Here is a 19749-nt window from a genome sequence, read left to right as displayed (position 1 = left end):
AGAGCAAATGACAAAGTCCGAAGCAATTTTTCCAGCACGCCGTCAGGCGCTTTACGATATGCATCGCTATTCCGCCGCCATCCGATCCGGCGATCTTCTGTTCATCTCTGGACAGGTTGGCGCGCGGGAGGATGGATCGCCAGAGCCGGAATTTGACAAGCAGGTTGAACTGGCCTTCACAAATCTCAAAGCAGTGCTGGAGGCGGCCGGAGGTACGATCGACGACATCATCGACGTGACGACATTTCACACCGATCCAGAACAGCAATTCGCGGCGGTGATGGCTGGAAAGGATAAAATGTTTCCGCAAGCGCCCTATCCGAACTGGACGGCCGTCGGCGTGAACTGGCTTGCCGGTTTTGATTTCGAGATCAAGGTGATCGCGCGTGTCCCTGGCGCGTGACGCTTGCGATTCAAGACCTCAGCATCCGCCCGAAAATCGAAATCGATTTTTAGAAAATCAAAATGCTGAAATTCAGGAGTTAGAACTCTGTGTGTCCTCAAAGGGCGCATGGCGTTCTAATTGGGCCTCGATCGCCGCTTTGTCGAGGATGGACCAGACGGAGACGATCTGCATGTCGCGGAACTCGTAGAAGACGTTTTCGGCGAAGGAAATACGCCGTCCGGCGATGGCAAGTCCCAGGAACGTGGATTTCGGCGAGCAGTCGAATTCGAGCCTGGCTGAGACGTAGGGCGGCTCGCAGACAAGGAGGGCGATCTTAAAGGAGAGATCCGGAATCGTCTCGAAGTCGCTGATCAGCATCCGCCTGTAACCATCGAGGCCGAATCTTCGGCCATTATGTGTAACGTCGGAGGCAACGAATGATCCGAGATCGTCCCAGCGTTGGTCGTTCAGGCAGGCAATGTAGGCGCGATAGTGATCTGCGAGGTGTGTCATTCAAATCTGACCCTGCTGTTGAAACGGCAAGATTACTTCATTTGAAGACGGAGTCGCTACCGGAGCTCCACATTTGCGCGAAATGAGCAATTCTGTCACAGGGGATAGCGTCCGTCTTTGACGCCAACGATTCCCCATTACGACACGTTACCGGCAAGAAAAACACGGTCACAAGAAGCAGAACAGGCGGCTCAAGGCCGCCTGTTCGCAGGTGTTTGCTGGAAGCGCTTTGTCTTAAAATTCTTCCCAGCTGGCGGAAGCAACTGTTGCAGCTGCCGCCGCAGCGCCGCCACCAAACGCGCTGGCGATCTTGCGGCCAAGGGCATGTGCAGGTGAGGCGGCAGGCTTGGAGGCGCTTGTGGCGGCCCTCGGTGTGCCTGTAACAGGTGCTGATGTGGTGCGGCTTCTTCCGTCGGTTTCGCCGAGATTAAAGCGCAACAGCAATTGGTTCAGCGATGCTGCCTCCTTAGCAAGGCTATGGCTGGCGGCGGTGGACTGCTCCACCATAGCCGCATTCTGTTGCGTACCCTGATCCATCGAGTTGACCGCGGTGTTGATCTCCTGGAGACCGACGGCCTGTTCGCGAGATGATTCGACAATCGCATTGACGTGGCGGTTGATCTCCTGAACCTCGCCCACGATGACCTCGAGCGCGCGGCCCGTGTCGCCGACGAGATCGACGCCTGCGCGGACATGCGTGCCGGAATTGTTGATGAGCTCCTTGATCTCCTTGGCGGCCTTTGCTGAACGCTGCGCCAGTTCACGCACTTCCTGCGCGACGACTGCAAAGCCCTTGCCCGCCTCTCCAGCGCGCGCGGCCTCTACGCCTGCATTCAGTGCCAAGAGGTTGGTCTGGAAGGCGATCTCATCGATAACGCTGATGATGTTGGTGATCTCTCCTGACGACCTTTCGATTTCCTGCATGGCGGTGACCGCTTTGCGAACCACATCGCCGGATCTTTCAGCGCCGTCACGCGCCTTGTCGACCAGCTTGCCGACTTCTTCGGCACGTCGGCTGGAATCTTTGACTGTCGTGGTGATTTCTTCCAGAGCGGCGGCGGTTTCCTCGACGGATGCCGCCTGTTGTTCGGTACGCTTGGAGAGATCGTCGGCCGCAGCGCGGATTTCATTGGCGCTGGCATCGATGCCGCGGGCGTTTTGTCCCACAGCCCGCAGCGCGTCATTCAGATTGCCGATAGAACTGTTGAAATTGGTGCGCAGCGTATCGAGATGGGACACGAATGGCGTCTCGATCCGGTAGGCGACATCGCCCGCTGCCAGCTTGTTCAGCGCATTTGCCAGTTGATCGACGGCGAACTGAATGTCAGCGGCGTCTCTTGCCTTCTGCGCTTCGCGCTCTGCACGTTCCTTCTCCGTAAGGCTGAGATTGGCAGCAGCTTCCTTTTCCATCCGTTGCTTTTCCAGCGCGTTTTCGCGGAAGACGGAGACAGCCTTCGCCATCTGGCCGACTTCGTCGCGACGATCCTGGCCGTCCACCGGTGCCTGCGTTTCGCCCGCGGCAAGCGATGTCATCCGCTGGCGAAGGGCCGCAATCGGCGTAATGATGCCTTTGGTCGCAACGACGAGCGATGCGATGATGCCGAGCGCGAAGGAAATGCAAGCTAGAGTGATCGACCAGAAAATAGTGGTAGCGGTCTGGTTGCTGAGCTCTTCGCTCTTTGCAACGACTTGTTTTGTTTTGTCGTCCAGAATCTTGGAGGCGTCTTGAGCCAATGGGAGAATCAAAGCGTCTGCCTTCGCTAGCAAGACCTTGGCTTCGTCATTGCGATCCGCTTGGCCGAGTTTTACAGCCTCATCTGTGACCGCAATAACCTCTTGCGCCCGGCTGGTCAGTGCGTCGATTGAGGCTTTTTGGTCTGGCAAGCGCTGAGCCGCATCTCGAAAGCGCAGCAGCAATTTTTCCTTACCGTCATTATAGAGTGACATAGCGGAAACCATGGCGGGCGTTCCGCTGTCGTAGAACAGGGTTTCGTAGGCAGCGTAGGCAATTGCTGTCAGGTTTCGGGTTCCACGTGCCAAGGAAAGCGCGCCAGCATTGTCCTGCACGATAAAGTTCGTGTAGTCTTCGTCTGCCTGACTGTAATTATAAGCCGTATAAGCGGTAGCAGCTAATCCCACGACGCATAACGGTAATACGACCGCAAGGACTTTCGTCCGGATGCCGGCGTTTCTCAAAAATGACATCTCTTTTATTCCGTTCAAGAAAGGCCAGTACGACACGGAGGCAATATTTTGGGAGCCGAAGATCGGCGCCACCGTAGGGGTCGGGCAGATGGAGTGTCCACATGGCGATCGAAATCAGCCATCATGGCGCCCTATGATCGTCCATCACATGGTAAAATAGTTATAGTTTAAATATAATTAAGGCCCTATCGGTAGCTATTCATATAATCAATGGGTTATTTAGTCAGGACTGCTTTTTGTGCTGTGCCGGAAACGTAAGTTTCAACAACTGTTCTGTCGTCACCCATCGTCAGCATCAAGAACAGTTCCTCCGTCAACGAGGTGACGACCTCCATCTTCAACGCCATAGCGGGCGTGGACGAAGCGTTGAGGACGGTGATATCCGCGTCCGTTCCGGCATCCAGCGTGCCGATGCGATCCACCATGGACAGCGCCTCTGCATTGCCACGTGTCATCAGATACCAGCTTTCCAGCGGATTGAGACGCTCTCCGAGCAATTGCTGGATCTTGTAGGCCTCGTCCATCGTGCGCAGCATGGAATAGCTGGAGCCGCCGCCGATGTCTGTCGCAACCGCGATGCGGACCGGCTTTTCGCGCCGTTGCAGCTTTTTCATCGGAAACAGGCCGGAGCCGATAAACAGATTAGAGGTGGGGCAATGCACGGCGACAGCCCCCGTTTCCGAAAGCACGTCCGCTTCGCGATCAGAAAGATGGATGGCGTGACCGAGCAGCGTCTTTTTGCCCATCAGGCCGTAGCGCACATAAATGTCGGTATAGTCGATGGCTTCCGGGTAAAGCTCGCAGGTGTATTTGATTTCGTCCAGATTTTCCGAAAGATGCGTCTGAATGAAGAGGTCCGGAAACTCTTGCGCAAGCGCCTGGGCCGCTTCCATCTGCTTCGGCGTCGAGGTGATGGCGAAGCGCGGCGTGATGGCCACGTGGTTGCGACCCTTGCCATGCCAGTCGGCAATCACCTGGCGCGTCTCGTCATAGCCGAGTTCGGGCGTATCGAGCAGCCCTTGCGGCGCGTTGCGATCCATCATCACCTTGCCGCCGACCATCAGCATGTTGCGCTTCAAGGCTTCGGCGAAAAAGGCATCGGCAGATGTCTTGTGGACCGAGCAATAGGCAACAGCAGTGGTGGTGCCGTGGCGGATCAGCTCGTCGTAGAAATAGGTGGCGATACGCTGCGCATGTGCGCTTTCGACGAAGCGGCATTCTTCCGGGAAGGTATAGGTGTTCAGCCACTCCAAGAGATTGGCGGCATAGGAGCCGATGACCTGCATTTGCGGGAAATGCAGGTGCATGTCGATAAGGCCCGGCACGATCAGGTGAGGGCGGTGATCCTTCTCTTCAACGCCTTCCGGCGCCTTAGCGCGAATATCGGCATACTCGCCGATGGCTGCGATCTTTCCTTCCGATACCAGCAGACCGCCATCTTCGATATAGAGGTAGCTTGCCGTATCATCGATGGAGAGGGGTGCGCGCTTGAAGCTCAAAAGGCGTCCGCGCAGCAGCAGCATGGTCATTCAGTCTTTCCTTGAGAAACGGCGCTTTCATACCAGGCGGTCAGCACCTTGCGTTCCTGTGGCGTGATCGCCGTGATGTTCCCGGGGGGCATGGCATGGGAGCGGCCCGCCTGTAAATAGATTTCCCGTGCATGCGCGGCAATTTGGGTGTCGGTTTCGAGCTTCACCGCTTTAGGGGTAAAGTTGACGCCCTCCCACACGGGTTCCGCGGCATGACACATGGAACAGCGCCCCTGGACGATATCGCGCGCGCTGGCGAAATGCGCGTCCGCAAGGAAGATCTGCTGGGCGGGCGAGAGCTTGGCTGCGGCAGCCTCCTGCTCTCCGGTCAGCACCTTCGGCACGGTGGACAGCCACATGATGAGAATGAAGATCAGTGCGGTAACAAGCCACGTCCAGGTGGGCTTACCCTTGCGGGCATGGGTGGTGTTGAACCAGTGACGGATGGTAACGCCCATCAGGAAGACGAGGGCGGCAATCACCCAGTTGAACTGCGTACCGAATGCCAACGGGTAATGGTTCGACAGCATGAAGAAGATGACCGGCAGCGTCAGATAGTTGTTGTGGAGCGAGCGCTGCTTGGCGATGCGGCCATATTTCGGGTCCGGCGTGCGACCCGCGATCAGGTCTGCGACAACAATCTTCTGGTTGGGGATGATGATGAAGAAGACGTTGGCTGACATGATGGTGGCGGTGAAAGCGCCAAGATGCAGGAAGGCGGCGCGGCCGGTGAAAACCTGCGTATAGCCCCAGGCCATGGCGACGAGCGCCACATAGAGCACGATCATCAGGCCCCAGGTATTGTTGCCGAGCAGCGATTTGCAGAGGAAATCGTAAAACAGCCAGCCGACGGCAAGCGAGGCGAGCGACAGGCCGATCGCCTGTAGCTGCGTCAGTTCCAGCACGGAATGATCGATGAGGAAAAGGTCTGCCCCGCCGTAATAGACGATACAGAGCATGGCAAAGCCGGAGAGCCAGGTGGCGTAGCTTTCCCATTTGAACCAGGTGAGATGTTCCGGCATCTGCGCAGGCGCGACCAGATATTTCTGGATGTGATAGAAGCCGCCACCATGCACCTGCCACTCCTCGCCATAGGCGCCGGGTGGCATGTTCGGGCGTTTGACCAGCCCGAGATCGAGCGCGATGAAGTAGAAGGAAGAGCCGATCCAGGCGATGGCGGTGATCACGTGCAGCCAGCGAACGGCAAAGGCCATCCATTCCCACGCAATGGCGTATTCGTACATTCTGTTCCCCTGTCTTTGCGTCGCACAATGCGAAAAATCGCTTGCCTAGGGAAGAGGCAACATCGCGTTTTGCGCAGGAATGTCCTCAGCCCTTGCCCGACCCGTTATCGATCTTATAGATCGTCAGGAAATTCCGACAGCATCCAGTCCCTGAAGATTTTGATCTTCGGCACGTTGCGACGGCTTTCCGGATAGACCAGCCAGTAATCATGCCCATCGTTGCAGACGAGATCGAAAGGCTGGATCAGGCGCCCAGCGGCCATATCCTCGGCAAAATGAGTGGGATTGACGATGGCGACACCGTGGCCAGCCATGGCCGCCGCCGCCTCCAGATATTGAAAGCCAAAGTTGCTGCCGGTGCGAGTGTCGAGATCGGTCTCGTGAACGCCGGCCTCTCGAAACCAGTGCTTCCACCACCGGTCCTGCGGGCTGATGATGGTAAGCTTCAGCAGGTCGGCAGGCTCTTTCAGGCCACCCAACTTTTCGACCAGAAGCGGGCTGACGACGGGTGCGAAATCCAGCCGCATGATGCGGTGGCAGATGAGGCCCGGCCAGTCTCCCTTGCCCCAGCGAATGCCCAGATCGATGTTCTCACGCAAGAGATCGACAATCTCGTTGCTAAGCGCGAGGTGAACGGCTGTCTTGGGGTTGGCCGCCTGGAAGCTCCCAAGCCGCCGGGCAAGCCATTGCTGAGCAAAGGTCGGCGTGCCGGAGATCGTCAGCACATCGGAGACGCTCTTCCTTGTATCCGCAACGGCCGCTTCCAGCATGGTCAGGGCTTCGGATGTCTGTCGCGCCAGCTTTTCTGCCGCCGATGTGAGTGTGACCTGCCTTGGACGACGAACAAAGAGCGTGGCGCCCACATAGTCCTCCAGAAGCTTGATCTGATAGCTCACCGCCGTCTGCGTCATGCCAAGCTCGTCGCCTGCCTTGGTGAAGCTCAAATGCCGGGCAGCGCTTTCGAAGACGCGCAGCGCATTCAGCGGAAAGTTTCGCGACATCTTCATGGATAAGCTCTCTTCATCTATTCAGGCTGACGTTTCATTGGTTATCAGCGTCAAAATCAAGCATATTTTTCTCACAGCATAAAAACAGCTCAGGAGAAAATACGATGGGTGCCACGACGTTGAACGTCTGGCTGCGCTTTTTTGCGTGGCTATGGAAGACCGACTGGTTTGGCGAAGGCTACAGGCTTGCAAACAGGCTCGATGACGATGCGTTGAGCGAACACCTCAAGCGCGATCTTGGCTTCATAGAGGGGCGGAGCCGGATCGGGCAGGGCATTGAACGGCAAAGCGATGAACTGCGTGAAGCACTTCGGCAGTTACCAAGGCCGCTATGACGGCGGGGCGTTTGTCTTTGACGACGGTGCCGCCGATGGGTAGCACGAGATTGTCGAGTGTGCCGCCGTGCCCTTCGCGGGAGAGCCAATTCGCGAAGGTGGCGCGCTTGGTTCTCGATCCAATCATGCCGACATAGGCAAGATCGTTTCGGCCGAGGGCTTCCTTCGCGATCAGAAAATCCAGCGCATGGTCATGGGTGACGATGATTGCCCCAGCGCCTGTGGGGATGTCGCTGACCATCGCTTCGGGCATGGCTGCCAGATGCGTCGATACATTGTCCGGTAGCCCGATCAACTCCTCGCGGCGCGTCTCGATGACGGAGACGGAAAGGGGCAGAAGCGACAGGCTGTTTGCAAGCGCTTTCCCTACATGGCCAGCACCGAAAATGAAGACGGCGGGTTGCCGATCCTCGACCTCTCTCATCCGTTCGGTCAGCGCAGCCGAGACAGCCTCCGTCACCCGGGTGAAGCGCAGCAGGGTGCGACCGCCGCAGCATTGGCCGATTTCCGGGCCTAGCGGAATGTCGAGCGCATCGACATTTGTTCTGCCCTCCAGCATGGCGCGCGCATGATCGATCGCCATATATTCGAACTGACCGCCGCCGATTGTTTCCCAGATGCGGGTTGCCGAGACCAACATGAAGGTCCCAGCCTCACGCGGAGAAGAGCCCTTGACGGCTTCGATCTCTACGAGGATGGCTGGGGCTTGAGCGAGGAAGGTGGTCAGTGGTTCCGGCACGGGTTTGCCTCACACCTTCTTCAACCGCTCCACCGCCATCAGCACCCGCTCAGGCGTTGCCGGGGCATCGAGGCGTGGGCAGACCTTGTAATCGGCAACCGAGGCAACCGCCATGGACAGCGCTTCCAGCACCGAATTGGCCAGCATGAAGGGCGGCTCGCCGACGGCCTTGGAGCGACCGATGGTGGGTTCGGCGTTTTCGGACCATTCCGCCAGCTTGACGTTGAAGATTTTTGGCCGGTCGGAGGCAAGCGGGATCTTGTAAGTGGAGGGCGCGTGGGTGCGCAGTCGGCCCTTGCCATCCCACCACAGTTCCTCCGTCGTGAGCCAGCCCATGCCCTGAACGAAGCCGCCTTCGATCTGGCCGATATCGATGGCCGGGTTCAGCGACTTGCCGACATCGTGGAGAATATCGGTGCGCTCCATCATATATTCGCCGGTCAGCGTATCGATGGTGACTTCCGAGCAGGAGGCGCCATAGGCATAGTAATAGAAGGGCGTGCCGCGTCCGGCGGCGCGGTCCCAGTGGATTTTGGGGGTTTTGTAGAAGCCTGCGGCAGAGAGTTGCACGCGGGCGAAATAGGCCTGACGCACAAGATCATTGAAGGCGAATTCTTCATCGCCAATGCGGACGCGGTTCGGCAGGAAGGCGATATCCTGTTCCGTGACGTTCCATTTTTCCGCGGCAAACTTGATCAGCCGTTCCTTGATCTGACGGGCGGCATCGAGCGCTGCCATGCCGTTGAGATCCGTGCCGGAAGAAGCGGCAGTCGCCGAAGTGTTCGGAACCTTGCCGGTGGTGGTGGCGGTGATCTTCACCCGGCTGATATCGACCTGGAACGTGTCGGCGATGACCTGCGCGACCTTGGTATAAAGGCCCTGGCCCATTTCCGTCCCGCCATGGTTCAGGTGGATGGAGCCGTCATTATAGACATGCACCAGCGCACCCGCCTGGTTGAAGGCGGTCATGGTGAAGGAGATGCCGAATTTGACTGGTGTCAGCGCAATGCCCTTGCGCAGGATCGGGCTTTCGCGGTTGAACGCGACGATCGCCTCACGGCGTGCGCGGTAGTCGCTGGAGGTCTCCAACTCCTCCACCACGCGGGCAATGATGTTGTCTTCTACTTCCTGATGATAGGGCGTAGTGGTGCGGCCCGAGCCGGTCTCGCCGTAAAAATTCAACTTGCGGATATCGAGCGGGTCCTTGCCCACCGCATAGGCGATTTCCTCGATGAAGCGTTCGGCCCCGAGCATTCCTTGCGGGCCGCCGAAACCGCGAAAGGCGGTATTGGAAACCGTGTGGGTTTTCAGTGGCTTGGAGGCAAGCTTTACATGCGGATAGAAGTAGCTCGAATCCGCATGAAAGAGCGCTCGATCCGTGACGGGGCCTGAGAGATCCGATGAGAAGCCGCAGCGGGCGGCGTATGTTGCATCAACGGCATGAATGCGGCCTTCGTCATCGAAGCCGAGTTCGTAATCGACGCGGAAATCGTGGCGCTTGCCGGTGGCGACCATATCCTCGTCGCGGTCCGGACGGATTTTGACAGCACGCTTCAGCTTCTTGGCGGCAATCGCGCAGACTGCGGCAAACTGGTTGCCCTGCGTCTCCTTGCCGCCGAAGCCGCCGCCCATGCGCCGAACCTGCACGGTGACGGCATTGGAGGGCACCTGCAGAATATGGCTGACGATGTGCTGGATTTCGCTTGGATGCTGGGTGGAACTCCACACCGTCACCTCGTCATCCTCGCCGGGCACGGCCATGGCGATATGGCCCTCGAGGTAGAAATGTTCCTGACCACCGATGCGCATCGTGCCGGTCAGGCGACGCGGCGCGACATCCATCTCCACTTCAGCCTCACCGCGTTGCAGCACCATGCCGGGCGTCACCAGCGGTTCACCATTTTCAAGGGACGAGTCGATATCGGTAAAGTGCGGCAAATCCTTGTAAGTGATCTTTGCCTTGCGGGCCGCATGGCGGGCAATCTCGCGGGTCTCGGCAAAAACGGCAAAGATCGGCTGGCCGTGGAATTGCACCAGCGTTTCGGCCAGCAGTGGCTCGTCATGGCGCCCGCCGGAGGAGACATCGTTTTCGCCCGGCACGTCCTTGCCTGTCATGACCCAGACAACGCCGGGCGTTGCCTCGACTTCGGAAAGATCGATGGACAGGATTTCGGCATGCGCCCGGTCCGACAGGCCGAGCGCGCCATGTATCAGGCCTGCGGGTTCTGGAATATCATCGATATATTCGGCACTTCCGGTGACATGCTTATGCGCTGAATCATGGCGAAGCGACCCGTGCATCTTGCCATCGACTTCATTCTTGGCGCGTTCGAATGTGGTGGTGTCCATGTGTCAGACCTCCTCAAGCGCAAAGCGCCTGATTTCCTGCGGCGTCCCCGATGTCTCCAGGAAGAAACGGGTCAGCAGGTTCTTTGCCGTTAGCTGGCGGTACTGCGCGGTGGCGCGCCAGTCGGTCAGCGGCTGGAAATCCGCGTCGATGGTATCGCGCGCGGCATCCATGGTACTTTGCGTCCAGGCCTTGCCCTTCAGCGCCTCTTCCAAAGCCGTGGCGCGCTTTGGCGTACCGGCCATGCCGCCGAAGGCGATGCGGATATCGCTGACCGTGCCGTCTTCGCCAAGCGCGAGATGATAGGCGGCGCAGAGTGCCGAGATATCCTCATCGCGGCGCTTGGAAATCTTGTAGATGGCAAAATGAGTGTCGGTTGCAGGCAGCGGCACCTCGATCTTCTCGACGAATTCCCCGGGCAGACGGTCCTGCTTGCCATATTCAATGAAGAAAGTTTCGAGCGGGATCGTGCGGCTGCCGGAAGTGGAGCGCAGCGTCAGCGTCGCACCGAGTGCAATCAGCGGCGGGGGCGTATCGCCGATGGGCGAACCATTGGCGATGTTGCCGCCGATCGTTCCCATGTTGCGCACCTGTTGCCCCCCGAGGCGGTCGATCAGGCGACCGAAGGCCGGGATATGGTCGGCAAGCGTGTTGAAGGCCTGCGCGTAAGTCACTCCGGCGCCAATCGAAATCATGCCTTCCGACACGGAGATCGATTGCAGCTCGCTCAGGTGATTGATGAAGATGACGGTCTTAAGCTCCCGCATCTGCTTGGTGACCCAAAGGCCCACGTCGGTGGAACCGGCAACGATAGTGGCCTTCGGTTCCGCAGCATAGGCGTTGGCAAGATCGGTGAGGTTGCCCGGAATGATGGTGCGATGACCATCCTTGGTTACGGTGATCGTATCGTTCTGCTGGATGCCCCAAAGGCGCGACATGATGGTGGAGCGCTCGCTTTCGATGGGGTCGAAAAGCGTGCTGGGCCGTGCGGCGGTGACACTCTCGGCGGCTTTGACGATGGGCTCATAGCCGGTACACCGACAGAGGTTGCCTTGCAGCGCTTTCTCGATCTCAGCCCGCGAGGGCTTGTCGCTGGAAAGCCAAAGACCGTAGAGCGACATAACGAAGCCCGGCGTGCAAAAGCCGCATTGCGAGCCGTGATAATCCACCATGGCCTGCTGGACCGGGTGAAGCGTACCGTCCTTTCGCGCCAGATGCTCGACCGTGACGATATGGGTGCCATGCAGCGAGCCTAGGAAACGGATGCAGGCATTGACGCTTTCGTAGCGCAGCGAGCCTTCCAGCAACCTGCCGATCAACACCGTGCAGGCGCCGCAATCGCCCTCCGCACAGCCTTCCTTGGTGCCCGTCAGGCGTTTGCGCAGCCTCAGATAATCGAGCAGGGTTTCCGTCGGCGCAAAGTCCGACAGAGTGATCGTCTCGTTATTGAGGATGAAGCTGATTGCGTCTTTCATGCACTGCCTTCGTATCTGTTTCGGAGTCCACCCGAATGAAGTGATTTATTCGGGTCTATTGCGCCGTCCAGCCGCCGTCGATGGAAATATGCGTGCCGGTTATCTGCTTGGCCGCGTCACTTGCCAGGAAGAGCGCGGTGGCGGCCACATCCTCGACATTGACGAATTCCTTCGTTGCCTGCAGGCGTAAGAGAACATCGTTCTTCACGGCTTCCTCGCTGATGCCACGCGCCTTTGCAGTATCCGGTATCTGTTTTTCCACCAGCGAGGTCAGCACATAGCCGGGGCAAATGGCGTTGACGGTGATGCCGGTTTCCGCCAACTCCAGTGCAGCGGATTTCGTAAGCCCCATGATACCATGTTTTGCCGCAACATAGGCAGATTTGTATGGCGAGGCCACAAGCCCATGGGCGGAGGCGATGTTGATGATGCGGCCTCTGCCTGCTGTCTTCATCAGCGGGATGACGGCGCGCATGGTGTGGAAGGCGCTCGTCAGGTTGATGGCGATGATACGGTCCCATTGTTCCGGCGGGAATTCCTCCACCGGGGCTACATGCTGGACACCGGCATTGTTGACCAGCACATCCACCGAACCAAGCTTCTCATGCGTGGTCTTGACGAGGTCGAAAATCTCTTCCGGTTTCGTCATATCAGCGGGGTGATAGAGCACGCGGGTGCCGCTTTCTGCCTCCATCAAAAGCCTGTTGCTTTCGATATCGTCGGAATCGCCGAAGCCGTTCAGCATGACGTTGCAGCCATTATTGGCGAAGGCTTGCGCGATGCCTAAGCCAATTCCGCTGGTCGAGCCGGTAACGATCACTGTCCTTAGCATGCGTTCCCCTTTTTTGACGTCGATGCAAGACTTTAGACAACGTTATGCTCAAACCGGGGGAACTGGCAATTGGATTCGAAACGGACGCCGCTTGTGGCTTGACTTTGTCTGTTGAGCATATTGTGGTGCGCGCGATTGATTTCAGGGAGGAATGAATGGGCGGATACGTTATCGCCATTGACCAGGGCACCACGTCGACGCGCGCGATCATCTTCGATGCGTCCATGAAGGTTGTCGGATCAGGCCAGAAGGAGTTTCGCCAGATCTTCCCGAATTCCGGGTGGGTGGAGCACGATCCCGAGGAAATCTGGGAAACGGTCGTGTGGTCGATCAAGGAAGCTCTCAAGAAAGCCAATCTGCAGGGATCCGACATTGCAGCCATCGGCATCACCAATCAGCGTGAGACGACGCTGATCTGGGACCGCGAAACCGGCAAACCGTTGCACAATGCCATCGTCTGGCAGGACCGGCGCACGGCAAAGCTTTGCGACAAGCTGAAAAAGGCCGGCCACGAGAAGATCTTTGCCAAGCGCACCGGTCTGCTGCTCGACCCATATTTTTCCGGCACCAAACTTTCCTGGCTGCTCTCCAATGTGAAGGGTGCGCGCAAGCGGGCGGAGAAGGGCGAGCTTTGCTTCGGAACGGTCGATACATTCCTCATCTGGCGACTGACTGGCGGCAACTCCTTCGTGACCGATGCCACCAATGCTTCGCGCACGCTGATGTTCAACATCGAGAAGAATGTCTGGGACAAGGAACTCCTCGACATTCTTGATGTGCCCAAATCCGTGCTGCCGGAGGTTCTGGATTGCGCCGCAGACTTCGGCGTGGCGGATGGCGAGCTGTTCGGCGCGGAAATCCCGATCCTCGGTGTCGCCGGAGATCAGCACGCCGCTGTTATCGGGCAGGCCTGCTTTTCGCCGGGCATGCTGAAATCCACCTACGGCACAGGCTGCTTTGCGCTGTTGAACACCGGCGAGGACATCGTCCGGTCCAAGAACCGCCTCTTGACGACGATCGCCTATCGTCTGGACGGCAAGTCCTATTACGCGCTGGAAGGTTCGATCTTCGTTGCCGGTGCTGCGGTCCAATGGCTGCGCGACGGGCTCAAAGTCATCGGCTCTGCTTCGGAAACCGGAACGCTGGCAGACAAGGCGGATGATGCGCAGGAGGTGTATCTCGTGCCGGCCTTCGTCGGTCTTGGCGCGCCCTGGTGGGATGCGGAAGCGCGTGGCGCGATGTTTGGCCTGACACGCGGTACCGGTCCTGCGGAGTTCGCGCGCGCGGCACTGGAAGCCGTCTGCTATCAGACGGGTGATCTTCTGGATGCCATGCACAAAGACTGGAAGAACGACGATTGCGATATCGTCCTTCGCGTCGATGGCGGCATGGTGGCTTCCGATTGGACCATGCAGCGCCTGTCCGACTTGATCGATGCGCCGGTGGACCGTCCCGTGATCCTTGAGACGACGGCACTCGGTGCTGCCTGGCTTGCGGGCAGCCGGGCAGGGGTGTGGCCGGACATGAAGGCCTTTGCCGAAACCTGGGCGCGCGACCGCCGCTTCGAACCGAAGATGGATAACGAGGTTCGTGCACGCAAGCTGAAAGGCTGGAAGAACGCGGTGCGCCGCACGCTCAGCAACGTTTGAGCGCTGCTCCATCCATCGAGAAAATCGAAGTTTCCGGTTCAGATTTTGAATTTGCGCCGGGAACCTTCGATGTCTATCTGAGGGCATGAGCGTAGCCAGTTTTTGCAAGCGAGCGCTCCGGACAAAGCGAGGAGCGCACCCATGGAACTTGGCCTTTACACATTTGCCGATGTCAATCCGAACCCGGCTGATGGTCGTGGCCCGGAAGGTGTGCGTCGCCTGAAGAACCTTTTGGAAGAGATCGAGCTTGCCGATCAGGTGGGGCTCGATGTTTTCGGGCTGGGGGAACATCATCGTCCCGACTATGTCGTCTCTTCGCCTTCGACCGTGCTCGCGGCTGCGGCGGTCAAGACGAAGACCATCCGCCTTTCCAGTGCCGTTTCGGTTCTGAGCTCCGATGATCCGATCCGCGTCTTCCAGCAGTTCGCCACCGTCGATCTGTTGTCGAATGGGCGTGCCGAGATCATGGCGGGGCGCGGCTCCTTCATCGAGTCCTATCCGCTCTTCGGCTACAATCTCGAGGACTATGACGATCTCTTTGCCGAAAAGCTCGACCTGCTTCTGGCAGTGAGAGATCGCGAAATCGTCACCTGGTCGGGCGAAAAGCGTGCGCCGATCAACGGGCGCGGTGTCTATCCCCGTCCGTTGCAAGAGGCTCTACCCGTGTGGATCGCGGTTGGCGGCACACCGCAATCGGTGGCGCGTGCCGGGGCCATGGGTCTGCCGGTAGCGCTTGCCATCATCGGCGGCGAGTACCGTCGCTTTGCGCCTCTATTCGATCTTTACCGGGAAGCGGCGCGCCGGGCAGGCCAGCCGGTTGAGAAGCAGAAGACCAGCATCAATGTCCACGGCTTCATTGCCGATACCACCGACAAGGCAGCAGACCAGTTTTATGGCCCGCAGGCGGAGGTGATGAACCGGATTGGCCGCGAGCGCGGCTGGGGCCCGACGAACCGGGCGCATTACGATATGGCACGAAGTGCGGAGGGCAATCTCTTCCTCGGCGAGCCGGAACTGGTGGCGGAAAAAATCATCAAGGCGCATGGCGTCTTCAAGAATGATCGCTTCCTGTTGCAGATGGCAATCGGTCTGATGCCGCATGATCAGATCATGCGCGGGATCGAGCTTTACGGCACGAAAGTCGCCCCAATCGTCAGAAAAGAATTGACTGGCAGTGCCGATAGGGCGAAAGCCACGGCATGATCGGGCGCCTTTTGGCGCCCTTTGCCGAAGACATTGCGCAGGATATGGACGCAGAATGGTTATCTCGACGGAAGAAGAGCTCGACAAGCTGAAGGATGTTGGCCGGATTTGCGCGCTTGCGATGCAGACCATGGCCGACGCGCTTGAGCCGGGGATTACCACTGCCGAACTCGACGCCATTGGTCGCAACATTCTTGAAAGCAATGGCGCGCAGTCGGCGCCCGAGTTCTGCTATGAGTTTCCGGGCGCCACCTGCATCAGCGTCAATGAGGAAGTGGCTCACGGTATTCCCGGTCCGCGTATCATCAAGGCGGGCGATCTCGTCAATATCGACGTCTCCGCCGTCAAAGATGGCTTCTTTGGCGATACCGGCTCATCCTATGCCGTGCCGCCGGTCAAGAAGGAGATCGAGCGTCTGTGCCGCGATGGCAAGCGCGCCATGTGGACCGGCTTGCAACAGGTCAAGGCTGGCCGCCCGCTTGCTGACATCGGCAACTCCATCGGGGCTTTCGCCAAGAAGAACCGCTATACGCTGATCACCAATCTCGCCAGCCACGGCATTGGTCGCTCGCTCCATGAGGAGCCGAAGGAACTTGCCACCTGGCCGGACAAGGATGAAACCCGGATCATGACGGAAGGCCTGGTGTTTACCGTCGAGCCGTTCCTCTCCATGGGCGCCTATTGGGCCGAGGATGGCGATGACGATCCGTGGACGCTATTCAGCGACCCGAGCGCACCGACCGTGCAGTTCGAACATACGGTGGTGGCCACCAAAAACGGACCGCTGATCCTGACGCTTGCCGAGTAAAAGGAACTGTGTTGCACGGCTGCGCTGTAGTGCCTTCGTAATGATCAAGCCGGACTTGCCCGTTTCGCCTTACATCTTCGTAACTTAGCGTTTGCTGCATTGCGTCGTGCAAATCTCTGGCCTAATTTCTCCCCAAATCTGCTTCGCCAATAATGGCTGATCTCAAGCTCGCGAGAGTTCGAACGTGTTTCATTCCTTCTTTCCCAAACCCAAGCTGTTTTTTACCTCTGCCATTGTTTGGGCGCTGGTTGCGATCTTAGGCTGGTATTTTGTTGTCGATCCGTGGGGGCGTTCTCTTGGCTACGTGATGCCTGAGCAGGAACCCTACGATCTCACCTATTTCCTCGTTCCAGCAAATCTCTTTTTCTATTCATATCTGGCGCTTTGCCTTGCAGCTTTCGGTCTGTTCTGGACCATCGTTGCACGGGAGCATCCGTGGAAATATTGGTCTGTCTGGGGCTCGCTTCTGATCATTGCCGTCACCTATTTCGGTGTCCAGGTCACAGTCGTCATCAACAACTTCCGCCGCCCCTTTGGCGACCTTTTGCAGAATGCGCTCAGCAAGCAACCCGGTATCACCACCTGGGATTTCTACAGCCTGCAGATCGTCTTCGCGAAGCTTGTCTTTTTCAGCATGGCGGTGTCGATCCTGACCGACTTCTTCACAAGCCATTATATCTTCCGCTGGCGCACGGCGATGAATGATTTTTACATGTCGAAGTGGGAGAAGCTGCGTCATATCGAAGGTGCATCCCAGCGTGTGCAAGAAGACACAATGCGCTTCTCGGCTACCCTGGAAGGCCTTGGCATCACGCTGATCAATTCCGTCATGACACTCGTTGTGTTCCTGCCGATCCTTTTCGGGCTTTCGAGCTATGTGAGCGAGTTACCGATCATCGGCGAGGTGCCGCACGCGCTGTTCTGGCTTGCCATCCTCTGGTCTGCCTTCGGCACCGTGTTGCTGGCAACGGTCGGTATCAAACTGCCGGGGCTTAACTTCCGCAACCAACGCGTCGAAGCCGCTTATCGTAAAGAGCTTGTCTACGGTGAAGATCATGCGGACAGGGCCGACCCAATTACGGTCAAGCAGCTCTTCTCAAATGTGCGGAAGAACTATTTCCGTATGTATTGGCATTATCTGTACTTTAACGTAGCGCGGTATTTCTACATTCAGGCAGATGCCGTGTTTCTGCTGCTGATGCTCGTCCCGACCATCGTTGCCGGCAAGATCACCTACGGTATCTATCAACAGATCGCGACCGCTTTTGGCCAGGTCAGCAACTCGTTCCAGTATCTGGTGAACTCCTGGACCACGATCATCGAACTGCTCTCGATCCACAAACGCTTGAAGGCATTTGAAGCGGCCATCGATGACAAGCCTTTGCCGGAAATCGACCAGCGCTATTTGAAGCGTGAAGCTGAAGAGGGCGAGTTGGCTGCAAATAAGCCCACATAAGGTGGGGTGAAGCTCTTAATGCTTTCTTTTTTTGATCCTCGGGCTCGGCCCGAGGATTTTTGTTTCAACGGTTACGAATGGTCGGGTAACGATCTACCATCGCGCGGAAATGGTCGTTTGTTCTTCTGCGCCATGCAGCGGACAGGCGCGAAACCTACCGCTAATGCTCTCTCACCCTTGCGACTTTTCCTTACGCCGCGCGTCGATCATCGGCATCGCCTCTTCATAGCTGACGCAGGCGACATCATCCTTTTTGCAGACTTCCCGCAGCAGGCGCTCATAGGCGTTCCAATAGGCACCGCCGTTCATCTTGACGAAATGGAAGCCGAGCTGGAGCGGAATGCGTTCGCCCTCGTATTGCTTGTCGAAGGCGGCGCGGAAAGCCGTGTAGGCGCGCTCTTCGAATTCGGCCGATTTGGCAGGTGTCTCGATTGCCATGGAGTGGCGGACGAAGAGATTGTAATCCATGGCGATGATCGGGCGGTCGCCGGGGCCTTCGGGGATCAATGGCAGACCGAAATGTTCGATGCCGTCCTTGCGGATGGGCCATGCCGGTCCTTTGGTGATGCTGGTGGCGTCGAAGACGAAGCCGTGCTTCTTCTGGGCTGCGGTGAGGGCATCGCTCTGCGATAGATAGGGTGCGCGAAAGCCATTGATGCCCCGCACGAAATCGTGCCAGCCCTGCGGCTCCTCATCCTTCTTGCCGATTGCCGCCCAGGCGTTTCCAAGCGTGCTGGTGAAGGTGGTAAACTCTGCGTCCCATTGATCCGCCGTCCAGTTGCCGCCATCGAAATGGCCGCAGGTGTGGTTGGCGATTTCGTGGCCTTCCTGGTGAGCGTCCCAGATGTGGCGCAGGCGCGTTGCCACTTCGTCCACCGACTGGCCAAAGCCGACATTGGAGCGGCCGAGTTTCTGGCCTGGACCTTGATAGCTTTTTGCACTGGTCTTGCGGTCCATCACCAGCGTGCAGGCAAGAAAATAGGTGAAATGCGCGCCGACTTCCTTTGCGGTAGTTCGGCTTCTTTGCCAAAGCGCGTTGTCGCCTGCGCCATCGAAGGAAACCAGCACCAACTGCTTTGGCTTGGGTGACGCTTGCACATCTTCCGCCTGCGCTATCGACGCAGAGGCAAGGAGGAGGGGCAGGAGGGCAAGCGAACGCAACATCAGGAACCACGCAGAATTTTCAAAAGCGGCCTTTTGAGCTTGGAATAAGGCGAAGCTTTGATTTGACTGGCTTTTCGGGGGATTTAGCCATAACTCATTGTCAAAAGATTATCTTCCCTTCCGCGCAAGGACGCCAACATGTTTCTGCTTGTCGTTTCCCTCATCCTGTTCTTCGCCACCCATTCTCTCAGGCTGGTTGCTCCAGCGTTCCGTGCGCGTCTGATCGACGGGCTGGGCGAAAAGCCCTTCAAGGGCGTCTATTCGCTCGTCAGCATTTTTACCATTGCCTTCGTCGCTTATGCCTTCAATGAGGCGCGACAGATGACGGGGATGCTTTATTACCCGCCAATCTGGATGGCGCATATTGCCGTGACGCTGATGCTCATTGCGATGATCTGTCTTGTGGCAAGTGCCTTGCCAGCCGGGCACATCGTGGCGAAGACGAAGCATCCACTGGTGCTGTCGGTGAAGATCTGGGCTTTTGCGCATCTTCTCGCCAATGGCGAGACATCGTCCGTCATCCTGTTTGCCTCGTTCCTCGCTTGGGGCGTGGTGATGCGGATATTCCTGAAGCGACGTGCGCGTGCGGGCGAAAATCTCGTTCGTCCGTTCGTTTCGGCGCGTTACGATCTGATCGCGGTGCTTCTCGGCATCGTACTGTGGGCCGCTTTCATCTGGAAGCTGCACGAATGGTTGATTGGCGTCCAGCCGATTGCGATGTAGGAAACTGACGTTTCCCCCTTACATCTCAAGGAAAATAGGCTAGAAGGCCCACCAATAAATGTGGTTGGCCTTTTGTCGGCTTGCCGCGACCAGATTGCCTTGGCATGTCCGCAGACCGATCGGCGTTCGCCTCTC

At 57.9% G+C, this 19749-nt stretch carries 16 protein-coding genes; 6 read left to right on the top strand and 10 right to left on the bottom strand.

From position 1 onward, the window contains the following. Window positions 1–7 precede the first annotated feature (7 nt). The gene (locus ACQZ5M_RS03835; protein ID WP_296019898.1) at window positions 8–403 is read left to right on the top strand and encodes a RidA family protein; all 396 of its coding nucleotides are present in this window, start codon (window positions 8–10) and stop codon (window positions 401–403) included. 72 nt (window positions 404–475) lie between these two features. On the opposite strand, the gene ACQZ5M_RS03830 is transcribed toward ACQZ5M_RS03835, so the two are convergent. From ACQZ5M_RS03830 to ACQZ5M_RS03790, 9 genes are all read right to left on the bottom strand, one after another. After that, window positions 476–898 carry an ester cyclase gene (locus ACQZ5M_RS03830; protein WP_296019896.1) on the bottom strand — a complete coding sequence of 141 codons (423 nt, stop codon included), beginning with the start codon at window positions 896–898 and terminating at the stop codon, window positions 476–478. Between the two features lie 234 nt (window positions 899–1132). Next, entirely contained in the window at window positions 1133–3103 is a 1971-nt protein-coding gene (locus tag ACQZ5M_RS03825) for a methyl-accepting chemotaxis protein (protein ID WP_449079113.1), read from the bottom strand. Between the two features lie 215 nt (window positions 3104–3318). After that, window positions 3319–4632, bottom strand: coding sequence for a guanine deaminase (gene guaD, locus ACQZ5M_RS03820; protein WP_449079112.1), 1314 nt, complete (start codon window positions 4630–4632; stop codon window positions 3319–3321). Further along, entirely contained in the window at window positions 4629–5876 is a 1248-nt protein-coding gene (gene puuD / locus ACQZ5M_RS03815; protein WP_449079111.1) for a urate hydroxylase PuuD, read from the bottom strand. Before puuD ends, guaD begins: the two co-directional genes overlap by 4 nt. A gap of 113 nt (window positions 5877–5989) precedes the next feature. Continuing rightward, window positions 5990–6883, bottom strand: a complete 894-nt coding sequence (locus ACQZ5M_RS03810; RefSeq protein WP_296077848.1) for a LysR substrate-binding domain-containing protein — start codon at window positions 6881–6883, stop codon at window positions 5990–5992. Between the two features lie 243 nt (window positions 6884–7126). Continuing rightward, a complete protein-coding gene (gene xdhC, locus ACQZ5M_RS03805) occupies window positions 7127–7957 on the bottom strand; it encodes a xanthine dehydrogenase accessory protein XdhC (protein ID WP_449079110.1) in 831 nt (276 codons plus the stop codon). 9 nt (window positions 7958–7966) lie between these two features. Continuing rightward, on the bottom strand, window positions 7967–10306 hold the full coding sequence (gene xdhB / locus ACQZ5M_RS03800) for a xanthine dehydrogenase molybdopterin binding subunit (RefSeq protein ID WP_449079109.1): 2340 nt from the start codon (window positions 10304–10306) through the stop codon (window positions 7967–7969). A gap of 3 nt (window positions 10307–10309) precedes the next feature. Continuing rightward, on the bottom strand, window positions 10310–11779 hold the full coding sequence (gene xdhA / locus ACQZ5M_RS03795; RefSeq protein WP_296080697.1) for a xanthine dehydrogenase small subunit: 1470 nt from the start codon (window positions 11777–11779) through the stop codon (window positions 10310–10312). Between the two features lie 55 nt (window positions 11780–11834). After that, window positions 11835–12611: a 3-hydroxybutyrate dehydrogenase gene (locus ACQZ5M_RS03790; RefSeq protein ID WP_296019867.1), complete on the bottom strand. Its 777-nt coding sequence runs from the start codon at window positions 12609–12611 to the stop codon at window positions 11835–11837. Between the two features lie 155 nt (window positions 12612–12766). Between ACQZ5M_RS03790 and glpK the strand changes: the two genes are divergently transcribed. The 4 genes from glpK (at window position 12767) to sbmA (ending at window position 17727) form a co-directional block, all read left to right on the top strand. After that, window positions 12767–14260, top strand: a complete 1494-nt coding sequence (gene glpK, locus ACQZ5M_RS03785) for a glycerol kinase GlpK (protein WP_449079108.1) — start codon at window positions 12767–12769, stop codon at window positions 14258–14260. 141 nt (window positions 14261–14401) lie between these two features. Further along, a complete protein-coding gene (locus ACQZ5M_RS03780) occupies window positions 14402–15463 on the top strand; it encodes an LLM class flavin-dependent oxidoreductase (protein ID WP_449079107.1) in 1062 nt (353 codons plus the stop codon). 55 nt (window positions 15464–15518) lie between these two features. After that, window positions 15519–16271 carry a type I methionyl aminopeptidase gene (gene map, locus ACQZ5M_RS03775; RefSeq protein ID WP_296040510.1) on the top strand — a complete coding sequence of 251 codons (753 nt, stop codon included), beginning with the start codon at window positions 15519–15521 and terminating at the stop codon, window positions 16269–16271. Window positions 16272–16455: 184 nt separating this feature from the next. Further along, on the top strand, window positions 16456–17727 hold the full coding sequence (sbmA, locus tag ACQZ5M_RS03770; RefSeq protein ID WP_113261591.1) for a peptide antibiotic transporter SbmA: 1272 nt from the start codon (window positions 16456–16458) through the stop codon (window positions 17725–17727). Between the two features lie 171 nt (window positions 17728–17898). Here sbmA and ACQZ5M_RS03765 read toward each other — a convergent pair whose 3' ends face one another. After that, window positions 17899–18891 carry a polysaccharide deacetylase family protein gene (locus tag ACQZ5M_RS03765; RefSeq protein ID WP_449079106.1) on the bottom strand — a complete coding sequence of 331 codons (993 nt, stop codon included), beginning with the start codon at window positions 18889–18891 and terminating at the stop codon, window positions 17899–17901. 138 nt (window positions 18892–19029) lie between these two features. Here ACQZ5M_RS03765 and ACQZ5M_RS03760 point away from each other — a divergent pair, with 138 nt between their 5' ends. Next, window positions 19030–19614, top strand: coding sequence for an NnrU family protein (locus tag ACQZ5M_RS03760; protein ID WP_449079105.1), 585 nt, complete (start codon window positions 19030–19032; stop codon window positions 19612–19614). Window positions 19615–19749 lie beyond the last annotated feature (135 nt).

The organism is Rhizobium sp. 22-785-1, assembly GCF_053521965.1.
Note: the sequence above shows the minus strand (reverse complement) of the source record. Positions and strands in the feature narration are given on the sequence as shown.

Coding starts and splice junctions, on each gene's coding strand:
- map (WP_296040510.1), top strand. CDS start 15,519: ATGGTTATCTCGACGGAAGAAGAGCTCGACAAGCTGAAGGATGTTGGC.
- ACQZ5M_RS03790 (WP_296019867.1), bottom strand. CDS start 12,611: ATGCTAAGGACAGTGATCGTTACCGGCTCGACCAGCGGAATTGGCTTA.
- ACQZ5M_RS03825 (WP_449079113.1), bottom strand. CDS start 3,103: ATGTCATTTTTGAGAAACGCCGGCATCCGGACGAAAGTCCTTGCGGTC.
- ACQZ5M_RS03760 (WP_449079105.1), top strand. CDS start 19,030: ATGTTTCTGCTTGTCGTTTCCCTCATCCTGTTCTTCGCCACCCATTCT.
- ACQZ5M_RS03835 (WP_296019898.1), top strand. CDS start 8: ATGACAAAGTCCGAAGCAATTTTTCCAGCACGCCGTCAGGCGCTTTAC.
- ACQZ5M_RS03830 (WP_296019896.1), bottom strand. CDS start 898: ATGACACACCTCGCAGATCACTATCGCGCCTACATTGCCTGCCTGAAC.
- ACQZ5M_RS03765 (WP_449079106.1), bottom strand. CDS start 18,891: ATGTTGCGTTCGCTTGCCCTCCTGCCCCTCCTCCTTGCCTCTGCGTCG.
- ACQZ5M_RS03810 (WP_296077848.1), bottom strand. CDS start 6,883: ATGAAGATGTCGCGAAACTTTCCGCTGAATGCGCTGCGCGTCTTCGAA.
- guaD (WP_449079112.1), bottom strand. CDS start 4,632: ATGACCATGCTGCTGCTGCGCGGACGCCTTTTGAGCTTCAAGCGCGCA.
- xdhA (WP_296080697.1), bottom strand. CDS start 11,779: ATGAAAGACGCAATCAGCTTCATCCTCAATAACGAGACGATCACTCTG.
- xdhB (WP_449079109.1), bottom strand. CDS start 10,306: ATGGACACCACCACATTCGAACGCGCCAAGAATGAAGTCGATGGCAAG.
- ACQZ5M_RS03780 (WP_449079107.1), top strand. CDS start 14,402: ATGGAACTTGGCCTTTACACATTTGCCGATGTCAATCCGAACCCGGCT.
- glpK (WP_449079108.1), top strand. CDS start 12,767: ATGGGCGGATACGTTATCGCCATTGACCAGGGCACCACGTCGACGCGC.
- puuD (WP_449079111.1), bottom strand. CDS start 5,876: ATGTACGAATACGCCATTGCGTGGGAATGGATGGCCTTTGCCGTTCGC.